We start from the raw sequence: 21,901 nt of genomic DNA, 5'->3' as shown, positions 1-21,901 counted from the left end.
TTCCGACGCTCGGCATCCCGATCTTCTCCACGATCCCGGAAAGCCTGCACGCCTTCCTGCCGATCCCGAACAAGGGAACGTCCGACTGGGCTACGCGTGGATCCCGGTCGTCGGTCCAGTGATCGGCGGTGTGCGCGGTGGCCTCATCTACAACGCAGCAATCTGACCCAGCCCAAGGGGTAGCCATGACGGACAACGCCGAGAAGTACGTCGCCGCGATCGACCAGGGCACCACCTCCAGCCGCTGCATCGTCTTCGATCACAACGGCGCGATCGTCGCAGTCGACCAGCGCGAGCACCGCCAGATCTTCCCCAAGCCCGGCTGGGTGGAGCACGACGCCACCGAGATCTGGGCCAAGGTGCAGGCGGTGGTCGCGGGGGCGATAGCCAAGGCCGGGCTGCGCGCCGACCAGCTCAGCGCACTCGGTATCACCAATCAGCGCGAGACGACGGTCCTGTGGGACCGCGCGACGGGCAAGCCCGTGCACAACGCGATCGTGTGGCAGGACACGCGCACCGCCGCTTTGTGCAACGAGCTGGGCGGCTCGGACGGGCAGGACCGTTTCCGCGAGCAGACCGGCCTGCCGCTGGCCAGCTACTTCTCCGGGCCCAAGGCCGCCTGGCTGCTCGACAACGTGCCCGGCCTCAGGACCCGCGCGGAGAACGGCGAGATCGCCTTCGGCACCATCGACTCCTGGCTCATCTGGAACCTCACCGGCGGCACCGACGGCGGGCATCACGTCACCGACGTGACCAACGCCGGCCGGACCATGCTGATGAACCTGGAGAGCCTCGAGTGGGACGAGTCCATCCTGAACGCGATGAACGTGCCCGCGGCCGTACTGCCCGAGATCAAGTCCTCCTCGGAGGTGTACGGGACCGCCGTCGGACAACTCGTCGGCGTCCCCGTCGCCTCGGCTCTGGGCGACCAGCAGGCGGCGGTGTTCGGGCAGGCCTGCTACGACGTGGGAACCGCGAAGAACACGTATGGCACCGGCAGCTTCCTGCTGCTCAACACCGGCAACCGGCCGGTGCCGTCGAAGAGCGGGCTGCTGACGACCATGGGGTACAAGATCGGCACTGAGGCGCCCGTCTACTGCCTGGAGGGAGCGATCGCCATCACGGGCGCGCTGGTGCAGTGGTTCCGCGACCAGTTGGGCATCATCCGTACCGCCGACGACATCGAGCCCCTCGCGGAGAGCGTCGAGGACAACGGCGGCGCGTACATCGTGCCCGCCTTCTCGGGACTCTTCGCGCCGTACTGGCGTTCCGACGCGCGCGGAGTCATCACCGGGCTCACGCGGTACGTCACGAAGGGGCATCTCGCGCGCGCGGTGCTCGAGGCGACCAGCTGGCAGACCCGAGAGGTCGTCGACGCCATGTTCCAGGACTCCGGGGTGCACATCACGACCCTGAAGGTGGACGGCGGCATGACGAAGAACAACCTGCTCATGCAGCACCAGTCGGACGTGCTCGACGTGCCGGTGATCCGGCCGAAGGTCTCCGAGACGACCTGCCTGGGTGCGGCCTACGCCGCCGGGCTCGCCACCGGGGTGTGGAACGACCTCGACGAACTCAAGGCGCACTGGCAGGAGGACGTCACGTGGACGCCGTCCATGGAGGCGTCGGTGCGCGACCGCGAGTATCACAACTGGAAGAAGGCCGTGGAGAAGAGCTTCGGCTGGCTGGACGAGGGCCAGAGCTAGACACACACGCGCGTGCGGGTCGTTTCCGGGCCGCGGCCCGTGCCCCGGTCGGCGGGGGTACGGGCCGTACGCGCGCGTGTCAGGCCGTGATGGTGTGGGGCGTCAGGTCGTGATGCTCTGGCGGCGTTCGGCCCCGTACGCCATCGCGTGTTCGACGACGCCGATGAGGACGTCCTTGACAGACTCCCGGTCGCGGGCGTCGCACAGCAGGAGCGGTACGTCGCCGTCCAGGTCGAGGGCCCGCCGGATGTCCTCGGCCGGGTAACGGGCGGCTCCCTCGAAGCAGTTGACGCCGATGACGAAGGGGATGGAGCGCCGCTCGAAATAGTCGACCGCGGCGAAGCAGTCCTCCAGGCGGCGGGTGTCGGCGAGCACGACGGCGCCCAGCGCGCCCTCGGAGAGTTCGTCCCACATGAACCAGAAGCGCTCCTGGCCAGGGGTTCCGAAGAGGTACAGCACCAGGTCCTCGCGCAGCGTGATGCGGCCGAAGTCCATGGCGACGGTGGTGGTGTGCTTGCCCTCCACGCCGCTGGTGTCGTCGACCGGGCGCCCGGCCTCGGTCAGGTACTCCTCGGTGCGCAGCGGTCTGATCTCGCTGACCGCGCCGACGAGGGTGGTCTTGCCCACTCCGAATCCGCCGGCCACGAGGATCTTGAGCGTGACGGGCTCGACCGGGGGCTTGCCGCGCTCAGAACGCCCGAAGATCATCGATCTGTTCTCCTGCTTGATGGGGTCGTGCGTGACGGGGGTCGTGCGGCGGTGGGCCGTAGCCTCCGCCGCCGGGGGTTTCGATGACGAGTACGTCGCCGGGGCCGACGTCCGCCGAGTCACTTCCGCGCAGTTCGACCACGGTGCCGTCCGGGCGTTCCACACGGTTGGTGCCCAGCGCGCCGGCCTCACCGCCCGCCATGCCGTACGGGGGGACCCGGCGGTGCTGGGACAGCGTGGAGACGGTCATGGGCTCGTGGAAGCGGATGCGTCGCACTGCTCCGTCCCCGCCACTCCACCGGCCGGCGCCGCCGCTGCCGTGCCGGACCGCGAACTCGTCGAGCTGGACGGGCAGCCGCCACTCCAGGACCTCGGGGTCGGTCAGCCGCGAGTTGGTCATGTGGGTCTGGACGACACCCGCGCCGGGGAAGCCGTCGCCCGCGCCGGAGCCGGAGGCGACGGTCTCGTAGTACTGGTGGCGTTCGTTGCCGAAGGTGACGTTGTTCATGGTTCCGGATCCCTCGGCCTGGACGCCGAGTGCCGCGTAGAGGGCGCCGGTGATCGCCTGCGAGGTCTCGACGTTGCCCGCGACCACGGCGGCAGGCGGATCGGGCGCCAGCAGGGAGCCCGGCGGCACGATGATCCTCAGGGGGCGCAGACAGCCGTCGTTGAGCGGGATGTCGTCGTCGATCAGGGTGCGGAAGACATACAGGACGGCCGCGTTGACGACCGCGAAGGGCGCGTTGAAGTTGCTGTCCAGCTGGGGTGACGTGCCGGTGAAGTCGACGGTGGCCGAACGGTTCTCGCGGTCCACGCGCACGCGTACGCGGATGACGGCGCCCGAGTCGGTCTCGTAGGCGTACTCACCGTCGTCCAGGGCGTCGATGACGCGGCGTACGGCCTCCTCGGCGTTGTCCTGGACGTGCTTCATGTAGGCCTGGACGACATCGAGGCCGAAGTCGCGGATCATGCGGCCGACTTCGTCGACGCCCTTCTGGTTGGCGGCGATCTGGGCGCGCAGGTCGGCGAGGTTGGTCTTCGGGTTGCGGGAGGGGTGGGGCGCCTCGGTGAGCAGGCGGTGCGTCTCCTCCTCGCGGAAGCGGCCGTTCTCGGCGAGCAGCCAGTTGTCGAAGAGGACTCCCTCCTCCTCGATGGTGCGGCTGTTCGCGGGCATGGAGCCGGGGGCGATGCCGCCGATCTCTGCGTGGTGGCCGCGGGAGGCTACGTAGAAGAGGATCCGGTCACTCTCCGTGTCCTTTGAGGGTGCGGGGTCCTCGGTGTCGAACACGGGAGTGATGACGGTGACGTCGGGCAGGTGCGTGCCGCCGTGGTACGGGTCGTTGACCGCGTACGTGTCCCCCGGCCGCATTCCGGCACCGCGGCGCCGGATGACCTCCTTGACACTCGTGCCCATCGAGCCCAGGTGGACCGGGATGTGCGGGGCATTGGCCACCAGGTTTCCGTCGGGGTCGAAGAGGGCGCAGGAGAAGTCGAGGCGCTCCTTGATGTTGACGGACTGGGCGGTGGATTCGAGTCGGGCGCCCATCTGTTCGGCGATCGACATGAAGAGGTTGTTGAAGACCTCAAGCAGAACCGGGTCCGCTTCCGTGTCGAGACCGGAACTCTGCGTAATCGCGGCGCGTTCCATGACCAGATGCCCGTCGTCGGTCGCCGCGGCCGTCCAGCCGTCGTCGACGACGGTCGTCGCACTGGCCTCGGTGATGATCGCGGGGCCGGTGACGGTTTCGCCGGGAGGCAGGCCCTCGCGGCGGTGGAGGGGTACGTCGTGCCAGGCGCCGCCCGTGTGGAGGCGGACGATTGCGGGGGCGGCGGGGTGGCCTTCGTACGGGGCGAGGGCGGAGAGATCGGGGGGTTGGGTGATGCCGGTGGCTTCCACGGAGAGCGCTTCGACGACGATCGGTCGGTCGAGCGTGAAGGAGTATGTGGCGCGATGACGGTCTTCGAAGGCGTGTCTCATCGTGTCGGGCTCGGTCAGCTCGACGGTGAGGGTGGTGTCGGTGCCGTCGTAGCGCAGCTGGGCCCGGCGGGTGACGTGGACGGAGTCCTCCGGGACGTCCTCGGCGAGAAGTTCGGCGCGGGCCGCGGTCTCCAGGTCGTCGGCCGTCTTGCGGACGCCGGGCATCGCGGTGGGCTCGAGGGGTGCCTCCACGGACTGCTCGCGCATGGCCGTGGTGTCGGCGAGACCGATACCGAAGGCGGACAGGACCCCGGCCATGGGCGGGACGAGGACGGTGTGGATGCCGAGCGAGTCGGCGACCATGCAGGCGTGCTGGCCGCCCGCACCACCGAAGGTGGTGAGGGCGTAGCGGGTGACGTCGTGGCCCTTCTGCACGGAGATGCGCTTCACGGCGTTCGCGATGTTGGCCACCGCGATCTGAAGGTAGCCCTCGGCGACCTGCTCGGGGGTGCGGTCGTCGCCGGTCCGGTCGCGGATCTCGTGCGCGAGGGCGGTGAAGCGGTCGCGGACGAGGGCATCGTCCAGGGGCTGGTCGCCGTCGGGGCCGAAGACCTCGGGGAAGTGGGTGGGCTGGATCCGCCCGAGCATGACGTTGGCGTCGGTGACGGTGAGCGGGCCGCCGCCGCGGTAGCAGGCGGGGCCCGGGTCCGCGCCCGCCGAGTCCGGTCCCACGCGGTAGCGGGAGCCGTCGAAGTGGAGGACGGAGCCGCCGCCGGCGGCAACCGTGTGGATGTCCAGCATGGGGGCGCGCAGGCGGACGCCGGCGATCTGCGTGGTGAAGACGCGCTCGTACTCCCCCGCGAAGTGGGAGACGTCGGTGGAGGTGCCGCCCATGTCGAAGCCGATGACGCGGTCGAAGCCGGCGAGCTGCGACATGCGGGCCATGCCGACGATGCCGCCGGCGGGTCCGGACAGGATGGCGTCCTTGCCGCGGAACTGACCGGCTTCGGCGAGTCCGCCGTTGGACTGCATGAACATCAGCCGTACGCCCTCGAGTTCGTCGGCGACATGCTGGACGTAGCGGCGCAGCACGGGCGACAGGTAGGCGTCGACGACGGCGGTGTCGCCGCGTGGGATCAGCTTCATCAGCGGGCTGACCTCGCTGGAGAGCGAGATCTGCGGGAAGCCGATACGGGCGGCCAGCTCGCCTACGGCCTCTTCGTGGGCGGGGTGGAGATGGCTGTGCAGACAGACGACGGCGACGGCGCGGATCCCCGCGTCGTACGCGTCCTGGAGCAGGCCGACGACGCCGTCGAGGTCGGGCGTGCGCAGGACGGTGCCGTCGGCGGCGATGCGTTCGTCGACCTCCACGACCCGTTCGTGGAGCAGCTCGGGAAGTTCGATGCGCCGGGCGAAGATGTGGGGCCGGTTCTGATAGGCGATGCGCAGGGCGTCGCGGAAGCCGCGGGTGATGACCAGCAGCGTCCGCTCGCCCTTGCGCTCCAGGAGGGCGTTGGTGGCGACGGTGGTGCCCATGCGCACCACCTCGACGGGTTCCGGAGAGCCGTCCAGGAGCTCACATACGCCCGCAACCGCCGCGTCGGCGTACCGCGCCGGATTGTCCGACAGCAGCTTGTGCGTCAGGAGCCGGCCGTCCGGGCGCCGCGCGACGATGTCGGTGAAGGTGCCGCCCCGGTCGACCCAGAACTGCCAGCCCGTCACGTCCTCACCCCGCTTCCGCGCTGCTCACAGCGCCCGCAGGCCGTTGATCACGTCGCGCAGGATACTCTCGTCCGGCAGTTCGGCGGGGGGTACGGGCCGGTTCACATGGACGAGTTCCGCGTCCACGAGGTCCCCGACGAGGACCCGCACCACTCCGATCGGCAGGTCGAGGTCGGCCGCCAGTTCGACGACCGACTGTGGGGCGTCACGGCACAGGTCGACGATGTCCACGTGTTCCGGGGACAGGCTGGGGTCGGCCTCGGGATCGTCCGCGTGGGGTTCCGTGACGACCACCGCGATCAGGTCGAGGCGGTGCTGGCCCGCACTGGTGGTGCGGCCGCGCGTCATGGCGTACGGGCGGACGACCGGTCCGGCTTCGTCGTCGAACCAGTGGCTTCTTCCCTGACCGTCTGCGCTCATGCCATCCCACTACCCGCCCGAGGGCAGATCGGTGCGCGGGGCACTCCCCAGATGTACGCCGACCCGCTTGACCAGGAGCGTCATCTCGTACGCGACCTGGCCGACGTCGGAGTCGGCGTCGGCGAGCACGGCGAGGCAGCTGCCGTCGCCGGCGGCCGTCACGAAGAGGAAGGCGTCGTCGAGTTCGACCACGGTCTGCCGGACGTTGCCGGCCTCGAAGTGGCGGCCCACACCCTTGGCGAGGCTGTGGAATCCGGAGGCCACGGCAGCCAGGTGTTCGCTGTCCTCCCTGGTCAGATCCCTGGACACCCCCGTCGGCAGGCCGTCGCCGGAGAGCACGAGGGCCTTGCGGATACTGGCGACGCGGTCGACGAGGTCGTCGAGGAGCCAGTTCAGCCCGCCCTGGTTGGTCGTGTGGCCGGTCGCCTTTGGTGCGGTCATCGACCGTCCCCCTTAGTCGTTCCTTGTGGTGCTGTGCCGCTGTGGGCGTCGTCGCCCGCGGCGTTCTCCGCGCGGCCACGTTGCCAGCCGCGCTGGAGCGAGGCCATTCGGCTGCGCACCTCGTCGGCGTCGCGCTCGACGAGTTCCGTACTGTCCTCGGTGCGCCGTCCGGCGCCCTGCTTCAGCTGTGGGGCCAGGCTCGCCTGGCGTACGCGCCTGGGCAGCGCCCCGGCGCTGGAGCCGGCCTCGTGAGGCGCGGGGCCCTGGCCGGTCTCTTGCGACGTGCGGTCGGAGCGGTGGTCCGTTTCGTCCGAGGCACCGGCCGCGATCGCAGGGCGCCGTGCGCGCTTGGGGAGGGCGGGCGGTTCCGAAGGCTCTTCGAAGCCGCGGCCCGGGTACGCGGGCGACCCGGTTGCCTCGGCGGGGCGGTCGGGGCCACCGGGCCCACGGCGGAGGGGCGTCTCCGTGCCACGACGGCGGGTCGGCAGCGGGGCGGGCATCCCCGTCTCCGGGCGGCGTGGGCCGGCATGCGTCGCGGGCTCCTCGTCCGCTTCCTCCCGTCGGGACCGCTGCTCGGGGACCGGGCGTCCGTGCGAGCTGACGAGCTTGGGCGCCCGACGACTCGGCAGCGGTACGGGAGCACCGGAGCCCGGGTCCGGGTCGGCTCCCTCGGCTTCACCGCCCGTGCCGGGGAAGTGTCGGCCGGGTTCGTCGGGGCGGCCGGTCGGCGCCGTGTCGGGGTGAGCGGCGGCGGGGCGCGGGCGGAAGAGCGCGCCGCGCTCCCCGTCCTCCTGGCCGAGAGGGTCGGGGAAGCCGGCGAGGGCGTCCAGATCGACCGGGGCCTCCAGTTCGACCGGGCCGTCGAGGAGCGAGGCGGGCAGGCCAGGGGGCAGGACGGGCACCTGGGAGAGCGCGGCCCTGCGGCTCTCCGCGGGCTCGGCCTCCTTGGGGGCCCGAGGTCGGTCGAGGCGGAAGCCGACGCCGTTGGTGTCCGGGACGTCGTCGGTGAGCAGCGCGTCGGGGATGAAGACGACGGCGGTCGTCCCGCCGTAGGGAGACGGCTGCAGCGAGACCCGGACGTTCTGCCGCTGGGCGAGCCGACTGACCACGAACAGCCCGAGCCGGTCGGTGTCGGACAGTTCGAACTCCGGGGTCTCGGCGAGCCGGAGGTTGGCGTCCATGAGCGCCTCGGCCGCCATGCCGAGACCTCGGTCGTGGATCTCCAGGGTGAAGCCGTTGGCCACCCGCTCGCCCAGTACCTGGACGGCGGTGTGCGGCGGGGAGAACACGGTGGCGTTCTCGAGGAGCTCGGCCACGAGATGGGTGAGGTCCGCGACAGCCGGGCCGGTGACGGCGACACGCGGCAGACGGCGGACCTCGATGCGTTCGTAGTCCTCGACCTCGGCGACAGCGGCCCGGACGACGTCCATGAGCTGGACGGGCTTGCGCCACTGCCGGGAGGGGGCGGCGCCGGAGAGGATCACGAGACCCTCGGCGTGGCGGCGCATGCGGGTGGTCAGGTGGTCGAGGCGGAACAGGTCGGCGAGTTCCTCGGTGTCCTCGGTCCTGCGTTCCATGGTGTCGAGCAGGGTGAGCTGCTTGTGCAGGAGGACCTGGCTGCGGCGGGCGAGGTTGACGAAGACCTCGGAGACACCGGAGCGGAGCTCGGCCTGCTTGACGGCGGCTTCGACGGCGGCACGCTGCAGGGTGTTGAGGGCTTGCCCGACCTCGCCGATCTCGTTCCTGTCGTACTCCAGATGGGGGACCTCGGTCTCGATGTCGACCTGTTCCCCGGCGGAGAGACGCCGCATCACACTGGGCAGCCGGACGCCCGACGCCTCGTGGGCCTCCAGGCGCAGTTGCCGCAGGTCGCGTATGAGGGCGCGGCCGATGCGTATGGACAGGAAGAGGGAGACCAGCAGGGCGACCAGACCGAGGACGCCCACGATGATCGCCTGGCCGATGACGCTGACAGCGACGGGGCGGACGCGGTCCTGGTAGCGGTCGTTGGCCTGGTCGTCGAGGGTGGCGAGTTCGTCGAGGACGTTTCCGGCGGTGGTGTCCCAGGTCTTGGCGGTGACGCCGCGGGGCATGGTGCCGGGCGTGGCGGCGATCGCGGACTGCTCGGCCGTCCGCAGCGGGGCGGTGGTGGCGTTCTTCCAGAAGCGGTCGTAGCGTTCGCGCTCCGCGGTGGGCAGCTGCGCGAGGCCGATGTCGTAGACGGCTTCCCGCTGGGCCTCGAGGTCCGAGACGTGACGGATCTCGTCACGGGTGACCTTGCCCACGACCAGGGCGGAGCCAAGGAGGGCGTCTTCCTGGGAGAGCAGTTCGCGGGCGCGGGCCACGTTGACAAGTGCCCGGTACTGCTTGTCCATCTCCACGCTGTCGGCGACGTCCAGGGTGGACAGCAGGGTGTAGCAGGGGTCGATCAGTCGGTTGTAGAGGTCCAGGGCCTGCGCCCGGGTGACGGTGCCCTCCTGGACGCTGCGGCGCAGGGAGTCGAGGCCCTGGAAGGCGTCCAGGACGGCGGTGAGGCTCTCGCCGTCGTCCTGGTCCAGGGCGTCGCGCACGTCCGAGTCCTTGGAGTTGCCGCGGATCTCGGCGACGGCCTCGTCCGTGCCGGTCCGTGTGTGACGGAGCGCGGCGAGGGCGTTGGCGGCCCGGGGATCGGCCAGGTAGACCAGGGTCTGGCGGCGTTCCTGCTGGATGACGCGAATGGTGTCCTCGATCGGGTAGCCGATCTTCTCCACCACGTCCGACACATTGAACAGCCGGCCCGCTTCTCGCCCCGTGAGTACCGTGGCGAAGCCCCAGACGGCCGTCAGGGACACCAGCGGCACGAGAAGCAGCGCCACGATCTTCCGGCGGATGGACTTCCCGCGAAAGCGCATGGCCTCCCCCAGCTCAACCCCCACCGTTCAGGGGGTACACATGTGCGTCAACAAACGGCGCGAGCCTACTACCGACGCACAGGTAACTCGAAGACCGGTCCGGAACCTGAACTTCCGCACCGGCGGCGAGACATGGTGAGTTGTCCCGCCATTACGGGAGATTGCGGTACCGAATCGGGCGGAGGCCGCATGACCGGAACCGAGCGGCCCGTCCAAGCAGTTGGCCAGATTTTTTCCTTTCTTGGGAATCTTCGGGACGTCTCGTTCGTCCTTCTCTACGGGAGTTGGGGGCGGAATCGGCCACAGGAGCCGTGTCCCGCACCTGGGCGGCGTAAAACAGCGCAAGCCGGGCAGCCACTGGGGAGCCGGTCCTTTCGGACCGGGGCGAGCGGTCTGCTGGCGGTGGGGAGTGACACCTTGATGGGCACGGCGGAGCGACACGAGGCGCCCGCGCGCGACGTGGCGGCGCACGCGACGGCAGAACGGAGTATCGAGGCACCGGATCGCGACATTCCGACAGACGATCGCCGACAGCAGAAGGCGAGTCAGGACAGGCCGTCCTACCGGCCGTTGTGGATCGAGGAGCCGGCGCGACGACGCCGGTTGCCGGACCCGGTGCGTACGTCGGCCGTGCGCGCGGTGCTGATCATCGCCGTGACGCTGCTTCAGGCGATGGTGGCCTTCCTGTGCACGATGGCCGGCTCCTGGCTGGCGTTCCCGATGGTGATCAGCAGCGTGGTGAGCACGGTGGTCGCCACGTGGGGCGCCTTGGACGTGTGGGTGACGCGCCAGGTCTGGAACCAGCGCAACGGCGTGGTGTCGGCGCCCAGCAGCACCGCGCGGGCCCTGCGCCGCGAGCGGCGCCGCGCGCGACGGCAGGCGCGTGCCGCCGAGCGGGCGCAGGAGCGAATACGCCGGTCCGGTGGGGCGGGACAGCTGTCGCACCCTTGAGGGCCGGTCAAGTGCCGTGCCGCTGCTGAGCGGCACGGCCCGGCTCACCTGACGGTCACAAGGCGGCGGACTCCACCCGGCTCTCGAGCGACAGTTCGCGTCGCACCCGCATGAAGGGGCGCGGGCGGTCCACGGCGAGTACCGCGGTGGTACGCCCCTCCCTCTCGTACAGGGCGAGGAGGCCGCCCTCGGCCGGTGCGCCGTCGGTGAGTCCCCCCTCGGTGATGCGGACGGTGTCGCCTTCCCGGCGGCGGCCGGCGAACTGGATGCGTGCCCCGTACTGGTCGGACCAGAAGTAGGGCACGGAGCGCACGCTCTGGCTACTGCCCCCGGCGAGGAGGTTCGCCCCAGCGACCCGAGGCTGCTCCGTCGCGGAGGTCCAGTGCTCGGCGCGGGTCCCGCCGACGCGGGCGACATCTCCGACGGCGACCACCTGGGGCAGCGCGGTCACACAGCCGTCGTCGCACAGGACGCCGTCGCGCAGGGCGAGGGTCGAGCCCGCCAGCCAGGCGGTATTGGGGGTGGCGCCGATGCCGACGATCACGATGTCGGCGGGGAGGATGCGGCCGTCGAAGAGTTCCACGCCGCTGACGGCCGCCGTGCCGCGCAGGGCGCCACGCCGGTGCCGGTGATCAGTTCCACGCCGCCGCGGCGGTGCAGGGCCGCGCATACGGCGGCCAGTTCGGGGCCCAGGTGGGGAAGGAGGGGGAGTGGGGCGGCTCTGATCTGGGCCTCCGGCCCCGGGACACGCTCTGGGAAGCGGGCCAGGACCTCGGTGTGATCGCGGCCGGGCGCTCGGCCTTCAACTCGCTGCGGCTGGAAAAGGGTTACCGCGCCTGGGGCATCGACATGACCGACGAGCACGACCCGTTCGAGGCAGGCGTCGGCTTCGCGGTCCGGATGGACAAGGACGGCTTCGTCGGTTGGGAGGCGCTGGAGAACCGCGGCACGCCGGCCCGCCGTCTCACCCCGCTCCTCCTCGACGACCCCGCCGCGGTCGTCCTCGGCAAGGAGCCCGTCCATGTCGACGGCGCCCCGGTCGGTTACGTGACCAGCGCGTCGTACGGCTACACACTGGGCCGCTGCGTCGCGTACGCCTGGCTGCCGACGCTCCCGACCGGGACGGCCGTGCACGTCGAGTACTTCGACGAGAAGGTCCCCGCGACGGTCGCCGAGGAGCCGCTGTTCGACCCGAACATGAGCCGCATCCGCCGTTGAGACGCCCACCGGAGGCCCTGGTGACCCCCACCTACGACGTCGAGGCCGCGAACTGCATGTACTCCAAAATGCCCGACGAGCACTTCGTCATCGCCCGCCACCCCGCGCACCCCATCGGTCTGTTCGACTCCGCCCGACTCGCCGCCGCGCCCGCCTGAGGAGCACGCACGTCGACGACACCGATCTCCCCCAGCCTCGTAGCGACGCTGCCGGGCAACTACTACACCGACCCGCAGATCTTCCGGCAGGAACAGGAGCACGTTTTCGATTCGATGTGGTTCTGCGCCGTCCGCAGTGCCGACCTCGACAGGCCCGGCATCTTCCGCACGGTCCAGGTGGGCCGCGAGAACGTCATCATCACCCGCACCCGCGGAGGCGACCTGCGTGCCTTCCTCAACGTCTGCCGCCACCGCGGGTCCGGCTGTGCACGGAGGAGTCCGGCGAGATCAGGCACAACCTCCAGTGCCCGTATCACGCATGGACGTACGACCTTGACGGCAAGTTGATCGCCGCGCCCAACTTGATCAAGATGCCCGACGTCGACCGCGTCGCGTGCGAGTTGATCAATGGGGCGTTGCGCGAGTGGCTCGGCTACGCCTGGGTGTGCCTGGCCGAGGAACCGCCCTCCTTCGAGGACACGGTCACGTTCGCGGCCGTGGAACGGCTCGGCGACCCGGCCGCGATCGAGCACTACGACACGGAGAACCTCGCGCCGGGCAAGCGCATCTGTTACGACGTGAAGGCGAACTGGAAGCGCGAGTACGACATCGACGACATCGTGAACTGCTTCCGCTACTTCGGGCGGCTGGTGGCGAGCGAGAGCGGCCGGGTCATCGGCACGGGCACGGCCGGCGTCGACAGCCGGGTGGTGTACGAACCCGTCGGTGTCTGCGCGCTGATCACCCCGTGGAACTACCCGCTCCTGCAGACGGCGTGGAAGGTCGCCCCGGCGCTCGCGGCCGGCAACACCTTCGTCCTGAAGCCGAGCGAGCTGACCCCACACACCGCCATCCACCTCATGCGTCTGCTGGAGGAGGCCGGGCTGCCGCCGGGCGCGGGCAACCTGGTCCTCGGTGCCGGCCCGGAGGCGGGGGCGCCGCTGGGCGACCACCCGGACGTGGACCTCGTCTCCTTCACGGGTGGCCTGCAGACGGGCCGCCGGCTGATGGCCGCCGCGGCCGGGACCGTGAAGAAGGTGGCCCTCGAACTCGGCGGCAAGAACCCCAACATCGTGTTCGCCGACGCCGACTTCGACACGGCCGTCGACATGGCGTTGACGGCCGTCTTCCTGCACTCCGGGCAGGTCTGCTCGGCGGGGGCGCGACTCCTGGTCGAGGACTGCCTGCACGACCGGTTCGTCGACGAGGTGGTCCGCAGGGCCCAACTGATCCGCCTGGGCGGCCCGTTCGACGAGCGGGCGCAGACCGGGCCGCTGATCTCGGCGGCGCACCGGGCGAAAGTGGAGACGTACGTCGCCCAGGGCCTGGCCGAGGGCGCGGTGCTGCGCTGCGGTGGCGCGCGCCCCTCCGGGCCGGGCTTCGACGACGGTTTCTTCTACCTTCCGACGGTGCTGGACGAGTGCGGCGCGGGGATGTCGGTGGTCCAGGAGGAGTCCTTCGGGCCGGTGCTGACCGTCGAGCGCTTCACGGACGAGGACGAGGCGGTCCGGCTCGCCAACGACACGATCTACGGCCTCGCCGGCGCCGTATGGACGAACGACGAGGCGAAGGCCGCGCGTGTCGCGGCCCGGCTGCGGCTCGGCACGGTCTGGATCAACGACTACCACCCCTATGTTCCGCAGGCCGAGTGGGGCGGTTTCAAGCAGTCCGGCTTCGGCCGCGAACTCGGTCCCTCGGGGCTCGCCGAGTACCGCGAGCCGAAGCACATATGGCGCAACACCGCGCCCTCGCCCCAGGGTTGGTTCTCGTAAGCGAGGAGTTCGCTCATGACGACAACAGCGCAACCATCAGGACAGCCCGGACAACACAGAGACCAAGGACAGGACGACGCCGAACTCGCCGAGTTCGGCTACAAGCCCGAACTCAAGCGCACGCTCGGCAACTTCCACACCTTCGCCGCCGGCATCAGCTACATATCCATCCTGACCGGTACCTTCCAGCTCTTCTACTTCGGCTACGGCAGCGGGGGCCCCGCCTACTGGTGGTCGTGGCCGATGGTCTTCGTCGGCCAGTTCATGGTCGCGCTCTGTTTCGCGGAGCTGGCCGCCCGCTACCCGGTCGCGGGGTCGGTCTACAACTGGTCGAAGAAGATAGGCAATCCGCACCTGGGCTGGCTGGCCGGCTGGATGATGCTGGTCGCCTCCATCGTGTCGATCTCGGCCGTGGCGCTCGCCTACCAGTTGACGCTGCCCCAGATCTCGTCGTTCTTCCAGTTCGTGGGCGACGGCACGGGTACCTACGACGTGGCGACCAACGCGGTGATTCTGGCCGCGGTGTTGATCTTCTTCACGACTCTCGTCAATGCCTTCGGCGTCAAGTTGATGGCCACGATCAACACGGCGGGCGTCTTCATCGAGTTGATCGCCACGGTCGTGTTGATCGTCCTGTTCGCCGTACACATCACGCGCGGTCCGCAGGTGGTCATGGACACCCAGGGCACTGGGGCCGGTTACGGGGCCGGCTACCTCGGCGCGTTCCTCGTGGCCTCCCTGGCCTCCGCGTACGTGATGTACGGCTTCGACACCGCCGCCTCGCTCGGCGAGGAGTCGATCGACCCCTCCCGCAACGCCCCCCGGGCGATCATCCGCGCGATCGTGGCCTCCTTCGTCCTGGGCGGCCTGGTCCTGCTGCTGGCGCTGATGAGCGTCTCCAGCCTGAAGGGCGAGAAGTTGTCGACCGACGGACTGCAGTACGTCGTCCTCGACGTGCTCGGTCCGACGGCCGGCAAGGCGATGCTGTGGTGCGTGCTGATCGCGGTCACCGTGTGCGCCCTGGCCGTCCACACGGCGGCCGTCCGCCTGGCGTTCGCGATGGCCCGGGACAACAACCTGCCCGCGTCCTCGCTGCTGGCCAAGTGCAGCCCGCGCTTCAGGACGCCGGTGCTCCCGACCGTGATCATCGGCGTCCTGGCGCTGGCGATCCTCGTGGTCAACATCCGCCAGCCGCAGATCTTCACGGTCGTCACCAGCATCGGCATCATCATGATCTACCTCGCCTACCTCGGGGTGACCGCGCCGATGCTGGTGGCCCGGCTGCGCGGGAAGTGGCAGCCGGCGGGCGACGGGAAGTTCTCGCTCGGCCGCTGGGGGCTGCCGGTCAACATCCTCGCCGTGCTGTGGGGCGGGGCGATGACCCTCAACCTGATCTGGCCGCGCGCCTCGGTCTACAACGCGACCGCCCCGTTCCACTGGTACCTGAAGTGGGGCGCCGTCCTGTTCGTCGCCGTCATCGCGGGCGGCGGCTTCGCCTACTACTGGTTCGTCCAGCGGCACCGGACCGGCGTCCTCGCCGAGCACCGCCTGGAGACCGCGGCGGCGCCGACCGCTCCCCTCGCTGCCCCGGCGGCCGATTGAAGGGGGGCACCCGCTCATGAGCTTCGACGAGTTCGACTACGTCGTGGTCGGCGGTGGCACTGCGGGCAACGTGGTCGCGGCCCGGCTCTCCGAGGATCCGTCGGTCACCGGGTGCATCCTGGAGGCGGGTCCGAGCGATGTCGGCGACGACGACATCCTGCGCCTGGAGCGCTGGATGGGGCTGCTGGAGTCCGGCTACGACTGGGACTACCCGGTCGAGCCGCAGGCCGACGGCAACAGTTTCATGCGGCACGCGCGCGAAGGTGCTCGGCGGCTGTTCGTCCCACAATTCCTGTATCGCCTTCTGGGCACCGGCCGAGGACCTGGACGACTGGGCCGCCCGGGGCTGTACGGGCTGGAGCGCGGCCGATCTCTTCCCGCTGTACCGGCGGCTGGAGAACAACCACGCCCCCGGCGACCACCACGGCCGCACGGGCCCGATGCGGCTGCGCACGCTGAAGAGCGAGGACCCGTGCGGCACCGCCCTGCTGGAGGCGTGCGCGCAGGCCGGGATACCCACGGTCGGCTTCAACACCGGCCGGACGGTGGTCCGCGGGGCCAACTGGTTCCAGATCAACTCCGACGAGAACAACATCCGCCAGTCCTCGTCCGTGGCCTGCCTGCACCCGGTCATGGGCAAGCGGCCCAACCTGGAGGTCCGCACGGGCGTCCGCGCCAAGCGGCTCGTGCTGGACGGGCGGCGGTGTGTCGGCGCCGCGTACCTGGACCCTGACCTGATCCACACGCGGACGGTACGGGCCCGGCGCGAGGTGATCGTGTCGTGCGGGGCGATCGACTCCCCCAAGCTGCTGATGCTCTCGGGCATCGGCCCGGCCGCGCATCTGCGCGAGGTCGGCGTCGAGGTGGTCGTGGACTCGGCGGGCGTCGGCGAGAACCTCCAGGACCACCCCGAGGGCGTGATCATGTGGGAGGCCCGACAGCCCATGCCCACCACGTCCAGCCAGTGGTGGAAGCCGGCATCTTCTACGACACGGAGCCGGGTCTGGACCGGCCGGACCTGATGTTCCACTACGGGTCGGTGCCGTTCGACATGAACACCGCACGGCACGGTTACCCGACCTCGGAGAACGCCTTCTGCCTCACTCCCAACGTGACGCGAGCGAAGTCGCGGGGGACGGTACGGCTACGGACGCGTGACTACCGGGACAAGCCCAGGGTCGACCCGCGGTACTTCACCCACGAGCACGACGTGCGGGTGATGACGTACGGGCTTCGTCTTGCCCGGCACATCGCCGAGCAGCCCGCGCTGAGCGGCTGGACGGGCGCGGAACTGGCCCCGGGGCCGGACGTGCGGACCGACGAGGAACTGCTCGACTACATCCACAAGACCCACAACACCGTCTACCACCCGTCCTGCACCGTGAAGATGGGCGCGGACGACGACCCCTCAACCCCGCTCGACGCGCGGCTGCGGGTCAAGGGGGTCGAGGGGCTCAGGGTCGCCGACGGGTCGGCCATGCCGGATCTCGTCACCGTCAATCCGTGCATCACCACGATGATGACCGGCGAGAAGTGCGCGGATCTCTTGAGAACGGACGGGTGATCAACCGGAGGTCGGTGCGGGGCGTTTGTACATCCTCGTCGCCGTGATCTCGCTGTGCACCGCCTCCCCCGCCCGGGGCTGCTGGGGCAGTCCCGGGCGGAGGTGTTCCTCCACGCTGATGTACTTCAGGCCCGCCCTGAGGTCGGCGTCGTTGCGCAGTCGGATGACCAGCGGGAACTCCGCCAGCGCCGTCGTGTCGAACAGGCCGGTGGTGTACAGGAGCTGAACGCCGAGGGCGTCCGAGACGGCTCGCTGGAGCTCCAGCAGGTACGTGGCGTTGGCGCGCCCGATCGGGTTGTCGAGGAACAGGGTTCCGGCGTGCCGGTGCTTGTCGCGGCCCCGGTCGTTCGACCTCAGGGCGGCCATCGTGCAGTACAGCGCGATCGCGGCCGTGAGCAGCTGTCCACCGGAGAACACGTCACCCATCTGCCCGACGGGCACGCGCTCGGCGCGCAGCACGGCGTCCGGCTTGAGGATCTCGACGGCGACCCCCTTGGGTTGCAGGGCCGCGGCGACTCCCCGCAGCAGCAGGGACATGCCGTCGCGCCGCAGGTCGGAGTTCTTCTTCACGGCCGCGCGGGTCGCCTCGTCGATGACCTCGCCGAGCCGCTCGGTCAGCGTGGCCTGGTCGGGCTCCTCGAAGCGGATGCGCAGGAACTCCTGCCCGGACCACTCGCCGAGGCCCTCCGGCAGCCGGGAGAGCCGCTGGGCGGCCCTGAGCGTGGCGAGGGCGGACTCGACGAGCCCTCTGAGCCGGTCCACGATCGAGTCCCTGTTCCGCTCCAGCTGCGCCAACTCGTCGGTCAGGACACGCAGGCGGGGTGCGAAGGCGTCCGCCCACTTCTGGGCGTGCTCGGGCAGCGCGGAGGCGGGCAGCTCGCGGATCTGCTGCCGCGCGGGGGTGCGGACCTGCTCGTAGCGCGTGGAGTTGGCGTGCCGGACGAGGATGTCGCTCGCCTCGCGCACGGTCGACTCGGCGGCGGACAGGTCGGCGGCGCAGCCGCGCAGCGAACGCCGGGCCTCGGCGGCCGACTGCCGGGCCTCCTCCAGGCTGCCGGGGTACGGCTCGGGCTCCTCCTGCTCCTCCTCCGGGGCGTGCTCGCGCAGCAGGTCGCGCAGCATCGCGGCGGTCTCCTCGAAGCCGCCGACGGCGTCCTCGGCGGCGCGGTGGGCGTCGAGCAGCTCGGCGTGCGCCTCTCGGGCCTGGGCCAGCGCCTCGGTGCGGGAAGCGAGTTCGGTTGTCGCGGTGCGCAGGAGTGCCTGGGCGTGTTCGGCGTCGCGCGGTTGCTGGTCCTCCGGCAGCTCGGTGTGCGCCTCGCCGTCCTCGGGTGCGTGCCGCTCGGCCTCGCCGCGCAGCCGACCGAGCTGCTCGCTCGCGCTGGACATGCGGGTCTCCAGGAGCTGCACCAGCTCCTCCGCGCGCGCGACGGCCGCCTGCCGGGACGGTCCGTCGGAGCCGTCGGGCGACTGCAGCAGCTGCTCCGCGCGCGTACGGACCTTGTTGCTCAGCCGGTCCAGTTCGGCCCGGGCCGCGCTCTCGTCGCTCTCCGCGCGGGCCTGCTCGGCACGCAGGTCGGCACCGACGCCGACCTTCTCGTAGACCTGCGAGGCGGCCCGGTATGCCTCGCGGAGGGCGGGCAGCGACGCCTTCGGCCCGTCCGCGTCGTCCTCCGGTACGTCGTCGGGGGCGCCCGCGATCTCGGAGCGCTCGGCGCGCAGCGCACGCGCGGTACGGCGGGCGTCGTCGGCGGCACGCTGTGCGGCACGCCGGTCCTCGTCGGCGGCGCGGGCGCGCTCCAGGCAGGACTGGGCCCGGGCCTCCGACTCGGTGGCCTCGTCGGCGAGTTCGCGCAGCTTGACCTGCCAGCCCGCACGCTCGCGCAGCCGGAAGGCGAGCCCGGCGAGAGCGTCGGCGGCGCGCCGGGCCTTCTGCGCGGCCTCCTGGCGCTCGTCGCGCACCTGCGCGGCCTCGGCGGCGGACTCGTCGGCCTCCGCCCGCACGGTCCGCGCCTCGGCGAGCTCGGCCTCGCACTCCTCGGCGAACGCGCGCGCCTCCCGGGCGCCCTCGGCCAGCTCCAGCAACCGCCCCGCGGGGCAGCCCGTGCGCCACGAGGCGAGCCGCGCCGCCAGCTCACGGTCCTTGCCGAGCCGGCCGGCAAGCGTGCGGATCTCCTCGTCCCGCTCCGTCGCCCGCGCGCGCAGCGCCTGCCGCTCCTCGTCGGCGGCGTGCTCGTCATGCATGGCCGGGTTCGGCGGTACGAGGAACACGTCGCCCGCGTCCGAGCCGGGTGCCGGGGTCGGTGCGAGCAGGGCGGCGGCCGTGCCGACCGCCACGGCGGAGCGCGGCAGCAGCGCGGCGTCGGCGAGCGCCTCGCGGGCCCGCGCGTGCGAGTCCGGGTCGGTGATGATCACGCCGTCGACCAGCTCCGGGCGGGCGGCCAGCACGCGCGCGTGGTCGGTGGGGTCGACGGCCTGGGCGAGGTAGCGCCAGCCGGGCAGCGCGGGAATGCCGTGCTCGCCGAGGAACTCGACGGTGGCCAGCACGTCCGGGCCGGGCGGCAGCAGCCCGCCGTCACCGAGGGCGCCGAGGATCCGGGCGTCGTCGGCGGCGGCGGTGCGCATCTCGAACAGTTGGCGCTCGGCGGAGGAGACGGCGTCGTCGAGGAGTTCGCGCAGTTCGTCGGCGAAGCGGTCCAGGTCCTCGGGGGTGAGGAGACCTTCGGCTAGGTCGCCGTGGCGGAGGGTGGAGGGCGTGGGCCGCGTGGCGTCGGTGAGGGCACCGGAGCGCGGGGTGGGGGTCGCGTCGTCGGGCTCGGTCGCGGAGATCCGCTCGGAGGCGCCGTCGGCCTCCGACTCCCTCCGGGGAGCCGGCACTGCGCCCCGGCCCTCGCCGGAGCCGCCGGGCAGGCTCAGCAGCTCCGCCAGCCGTTCCTCCGCCGCCAGCCCCTCGGCGATGCGCCGCTCGGCCTCGTGCGAGCGTTCCGCCGCCGTGGCCGCGTCGGCCGCACGGGCCGCCGTGAGCTCCGCGCGGGACTCGGCCGAGGCCGCCTCGCGCGCGTGCTCGGTGGCCCGGCGGGAGGCGTCCCGCGCGGTGTCCCAGACGGCGACGGCGGCCTTCTCGGCGTCGCTGGCCGCGAGGGCCGCGCGCGCGGGGTCGGCGTCGGGCGCGCTGTCGTCGAGCCAACCCGCGCGCACCGCCTCGGCGGTCTCCTGCTCGACCTCGGTCAGGCGCTGGCGCAGATGGCCGACCTCGCTGCGGGCACGCTGGGCGTCGGTCGCGGCGGACGTGGAGTCGCGGTAGGCCGACTCGCTGACCTCCTGGAGGGCGGCGGACCGCTCATCCTCCTCGTTGGCGTGGGTCTCGGCCCTCTCGGCGGCCCCGTGCAGGGCCCGTACGAGGTCGACGGCGGCCTTGGCGCGGGCGGCGAGTGCCGGGGCCGCGTCCCGCTCGGCCTCCTGGATCGCGGCGGCCACGCGCGTGACACGGTCGGTGGAGGCGCGGTGGCGCAGGACGGCCTCGGCGGCCTGCCATGCGGAGTGCAGGGTGCGCGCGTCGGCGAGTTCGCGCTTCTGCGCGGCGGCGGACTTCTCGGCGGCGGCGAGCGCCAGGGAGGCGTGCCGGTAGGCGAGTTCGGCGGCGATCAGCGCGCTGCGCTCGCGGGCGCCCTCGGTGTGCGTGACGGCGTAGGCGGCGGCCGTGACCCGCTGGGCGAGGTCGCTGGCCCGCGCGCGTTCCCGCACGGCACGCGCGGACAGCCGCCTGGCCAGTGTGCGGGTTCGGCGCTCCGCCCCGGTGTGGATGTCACGCGCGCGTGAGCGGGCCTCGGCGGCCTCGACGATCCGCCCGAGCAGGTCGGCGGAGCCGGCGGTGAAGTCCCGTTCGGCGATCAGCTCGGCGCGCCTGCCGAGCTTGTTGCCGAAGCCGCTGACGAGGTCGGCGAGGCCGTCCGTGTCGCGTGTGTCCGTCACGGCCCGCAGGAGCAGGTCGGTGAAGTCGGAGTCCTTCTTGACCGCGAAGAGGCCGGCGGCCTCGCCCTCGTCGGCGTTCATCTCGCGCTGGTAGCGGAAGAGTTCGGGGTCGAGGCCGAGATCGCCCAGGTGCTCGATCCACCGGTCGTGGATCTCCTCCCAGTGCACCTCCAGGTACGGGTACGCCTTGCCCGCCTCGGTGAGGGCGTCCCGGAACCCCTTCATGGTGCGCCGACGGCCCTGCGCGCCCGACTGGCCCTCGACGGACGGCCGTACGGCGGTGGACTCGGCGACCGGCAGGTTGTCCAGGGTCAGTCCGGGTCCGGGCCGGAACGAGTACCAGGCCTCGGCGAACTTCCGGGGGTCGTTGGAGACCTGGCGCCCGCGCCACTCGCTCGCCTTGCCGACGACCACGCACTCACCGGTCAGCACGTGCTGCCACTCCAGCGCCACATGCCCGCAGTCGTCGGCGAGCAGGAACTTGCGCAGCACACCGGAACTGGCGCCACCGAGGGTGTTGCGGTGCCCCGGCAGCATCACGGAGAAGATCAACTTGAGCAGCACGGACTTGCCGCCGCCGTTCTCCAGGAAGAGGACCCCGGCGGGCGCGGGCCGTCGCGGCGGGCCGACGGGCTCCTCCTCGAAGAACTCCGCCTGCATGGGGGCGGGGTCGGGCACGATGTCGCCCACACCCCGCAGGTCAAGCACGGTGTCGGCGTAGCGCGCACCGGCGGGCCCGATGGAGTAGAGGCGGACCCGGGACAGCTCGTACATGGCGGACTCTCGTAAGTCTTCGGCAGATCAGGGGGGTTCAGAAGCCTCGGAAGCTCTGGGAGCTCCGGAAGCTCGAATGCTTCGGTG

At 71.2% G+C, this 21,901-nt stretch carries 13 protein-coding genes and 3 pseudogenes; 9 read left to right on the top strand and 7 right to left on the bottom strand.

Features of this window, described 5'->3' with window-relative positions; genetic code table 11:
* Positions 1-35: 35 nt before the first annotated feature.
* Together ACFYWX_RS41070 and glpK are read left to right on the top strand one after the other, a co-directional pair.
* Positions 36-166 (top strand): annotated as a pseudogene (locus ACFYWX_RS41070) (aquaporin family protein); the annotation flags it as partial.
* Positions 167-185: 19 nt separating this feature from the next.
* A complete protein-coding gene (gene glpK / locus ACFYWX_RS41065; RefSeq protein WP_389430248.1) occupies positions 186-1,706 on the top strand; it encodes a glycerol kinase GlpK in 1,521 nt (506 codons plus the stop codon).
* 102 nt (positions 1,707-1,808) lie between these two features.
* Here glpK and ACFYWX_RS41060 read toward each other — a convergent pair whose 3' ends face one another.
* The 5 genes from ACFYWX_RS41060 to ACFYWX_RS41040 are packed head-to-tail and all read right to left on the bottom strand — an operon-like array spanning position 1,809 to position 9,806.
* Complete coding sequence (locus tag ACFYWX_RS41060) at positions 1,809-2,414, bottom strand: ATP/GTP-binding protein (RefSeq protein ID WP_389430247.1); 606 nt, start codon at positions 2,412-2,414, stop codon at positions 1,809-1,811.
* A complete protein-coding gene (locus ACFYWX_RS41055; RefSeq protein WP_389430246.1) occupies positions 2,395-6,054 on the bottom strand; it encodes a hydantoinase B/oxoprolinase family protein in 3,660 nt (1,219 codons plus the stop codon). Before ACFYWX_RS41055 ends, ACFYWX_RS41060 begins: the two co-directional genes overlap by 20 nt.
* Positions 6,055-6,078: 24 nt before the next feature.
* Positions 6,079-6,474, bottom strand: a complete 396-nt coding sequence (locus ACFYWX_RS41050; RefSeq protein ID WP_389430245.1) for a DUF742 domain-containing protein — start codon at positions 6,472-6,474, stop codon at positions 6,079-6,081.
* Between the two features lie 9 nt (positions 6,475-6,483).
* Positions 6,484-6,915 carry a roadblock/LC7 domain-containing protein gene (locus tag ACFYWX_RS41045; protein WP_389430243.1) on the bottom strand — a complete coding sequence of 144 codons (432 nt, stop codon included), beginning with the start codon at positions 6,913-6,915 and terminating at the stop codon, positions 6,484-6,486.
* Positions 6,912-9,806 carry a nitrate- and nitrite sensing domain-containing protein gene (locus ACFYWX_RS41040; RefSeq protein ID WP_389430242.1) on the bottom strand — a complete coding sequence of 965 codons (2,895 nt, stop codon included), beginning with the start codon at positions 9,804-9,806 and terminating at the stop codon, positions 6,912-6,914. The genes ACFYWX_RS41045 and ACFYWX_RS41040 overlap by 4 nt, the downstream gene beginning before the upstream one ends.
* Positions 9,807-10,226: 420 nt before the next feature.
* Here ACFYWX_RS41040 and ACFYWX_RS41035 point away from each other — a divergent pair, with 420 nt between their 5' ends.
* Positions 10,227-10,757, top strand: a complete 531-nt coding sequence (locus ACFYWX_RS41035) for a hypothetical protein (protein ID WP_389430241.1) — start codon at positions 10,227-10,229, stop codon at positions 10,755-10,757.
* Positions 10,758-10,812: 55 nt separating this feature from the next.
* On the opposite strand, the gene ACFYWX_RS41030 is transcribed toward ACFYWX_RS41035, so the two are convergent.
* Positions 10,813-11,340 carry an oxidoreductase C-terminal domain-containing protein gene (locus tag ACFYWX_RS41030; RefSeq protein WP_389430240.1) on the bottom strand — a complete coding sequence of 176 codons (528 nt, stop codon included), beginning with the start codon at positions 11,338-11,340 and terminating at the stop codon, positions 10,813-10,815.
* A 137-nt stretch (positions 11,341-11,477) separates the two neighbouring features.
* On the opposite strand from ACFYWX_RS41030, the pseudogene ACFYWX_RS41025 reads away from it, so the two are divergent.
* The 6 genes and pseudogenes from ACFYWX_RS41025 to ACFYWX_RS41000 all read left to right on the top strand — a co-directional run.
* Positions 11,478-11,975 (top strand): annotated as a pseudogene (locus ACFYWX_RS41025) (glycine cleavage T C-terminal barrel domain-containing protein); the annotation flags it as partial.
* 20 nt (positions 11,976-11,995) lie between these two features.
* Positions 11,996-12,133 (top strand): hypothetical protein, encoded by a 138-nt coding sequence (locus tag ACFYWX_RS41020; RefSeq protein ID WP_389430238.1) that lies wholly within the window; start codon positions 11,996-11,998, stop codon positions 12,131-12,133.
* 114 nt (positions 12,134-12,247) lie between these two features.
* A complete protein-coding gene (locus ACFYWX_RS41015) occupies positions 12,248-12,481 on the top strand; it encodes a Rieske 2Fe-2S domain-containing protein (RefSeq protein ID WP_389430237.1) in 234 nt (77 codons plus the stop codon).
* Complete coding sequence (locus ACFYWX_RS41010) at positions 12,376-13,905, top strand: aldehyde dehydrogenase family protein (RefSeq protein ID WP_389430264.1); 1,530 nt, start codon at positions 12,376-12,378, stop codon at positions 13,903-13,905. Before ACFYWX_RS41015 ends, ACFYWX_RS41010 begins: the two co-directional genes overlap by 106 nt.
* Before the next feature lie 15 nt (positions 13,906-13,920).
* Entirely contained in the window at positions 13,921-15,507 is a 1,587-nt protein-coding gene (locus tag ACFYWX_RS41005) for an APC family permease (protein WP_389430236.1), read from the top strand.
* 16 nt (positions 15,508-15,523) lie between these two features.
* Positions 15,524-17,071, top strand: a pseudogene (locus tag ACFYWX_RS41000) (GMC family oxidoreductase).
* On the opposite strand, the gene ACFYWX_RS40995 reads toward ACFYWX_RS41000, so the two are convergent.
* Positions 17,072-21,814 (bottom strand): hypothetical protein, encoded by a 4,743-nt coding sequence (locus ACFYWX_RS40995; protein WP_389430235.1) that lies wholly within the window; start codon positions 21,812-21,814, stop codon positions 17,072-17,074.
* Between the last annotated feature and the right edge of the window lie 87 nt (positions 21,815-21,901).

Origin of the sequence: Streptomyces sp. NPDC002888 (assembly GCF_042888465.1) — a bacterium.
Taxonomy (GTDB): Bacteria; Actinomycetota; Actinomycetes; order Streptomycetales; family Streptomycetaceae; genus Streptomyces.
Note: the sequence above shows the minus strand (reverse complement) of the source record. Positions and strands in the feature narration are given on the sequence as shown.